At 45.2% G+C, this 1,063-nt stretch carries 1 protein-coding gene; it reads left to right on the top strand.

Going from position 1 to position 1,063, the window contains the following annotated elements; translation table 11 throughout:
- Window positions 1–845 precede the first annotated feature (845 nt).
- On the top strand, window positions 846–986 hold the full coding sequence (locus tag L975_RS18040; protein ID WP_156121078.1) for a hypothetical protein: 141 nt from the start codon (window positions 846–848) through the stop codon (window positions 984–986).
- Window positions 987–1,063: the final 77 nt, after the last annotated feature.

The raw sequence follows: 1,063 nt of genomic DNA, 5'->3' as shown, positions 1-1,063 counted from the left end.
TACGGTAACAAACTCTTGAGTCCAACCCGTACAGACACGACAAATCGCCAGTGGCGGTAGCCATTGGTAACTGATTTAAGAAGAGGAGCTTTGTATCACGGAGTTCTTGAAGTGGGTTGCCCGTTAAGGCTACACTGAAAGGACAGTTTTGGGTGACTGTGCTCCTCTAATAAGCCAGTTACCTCGGTTCTCAGAGTTGGCGCTCTTTGAACCTGAAAAAGCCACCGTTAGCGCGGTGGTTTTTTCTTTTCTGAGGCAAACTCTATCAGCACTTAGTGCTTTCTGGCAAATTCTTCTTTCCCAACAGGTATTTACGCCGTAAATACGTAAATCTATGATTTACATCTGAATAAACACCTTCAGAAGGCAGATAGCCAATACCAATAGGGTCAAATCTTTAGCTACTGCCCCAAGAGCGATCAGCCGCTCAATCAAACCATTTACTTCGTTCATCAGTCCTCCTTGGTAGATATACTTTTTTTGTCATGCCCAATTTTTGCATCACGACAAATTCGAGTGCGACATCCATTGTCGTACCATCCCAAACCGAACGAAATCACAAGACGGTGTGCCAGCGTCTGGCACACCATAAAGATAACACCAAGTAGACGTCACAATCAATAAACCTTTTACTTTCAATAACTTATTGATACTTTTTCTTAAATGACATGTCCATGCTCGGTCTCGTTAGCCTCACACCACCGCAATACGGAGCTAACATCGTCCATCGTCTTTTTGTAAGGTTTTCAGCGGACGAGCGTTAAGTGGCTATGAGTGGGTAATGAATAAGCGCCCACTAGTGGAGATGGCTATCTCCAAGCAACTGACTTAACCGGAGGACATTTATGACCGTGACCCTTATAGCCCTGCTGGCCGTGCTTGCAAACAACTCAACTGAGCAAAATCTGAGCTTTTCACTAGCCGTTCTATGCGGTACGGCTCTAGTTATCGCACTCAAGCGACTAACAGATACCGACAAGGATTAAACATAACGCTCATTTACCGCACTACAGACAGCGAAGAGTAAGAGACAACATGAATCCGGCGAACCCTGAGCCAAACC

Origin of the sequence: Plesiomonas sp. ZOR0011 (assembly GCF_000800945.1) — a bacterium.
In the GTDB taxonomy this organism is placed as follows: Bacteria; Pseudomonadota; Gammaproteobacteria; order Enterobacterales; family CAMTGL01; genus Plesiomonas; species Plesiomonas shigelloides.
Note: the sequence above shows the minus strand (reverse complement) of the source record. Positions and strands in the feature narration are given on the sequence as shown.

Coding starts and splice junctions, on each gene's coding strand:
- L975_RS18040 (WP_156121078.1), top strand. CDS start 846: ATGACCGTGACCCTTATAGCCCTGCTGGCCGTGCTTGCAAACAACTCA.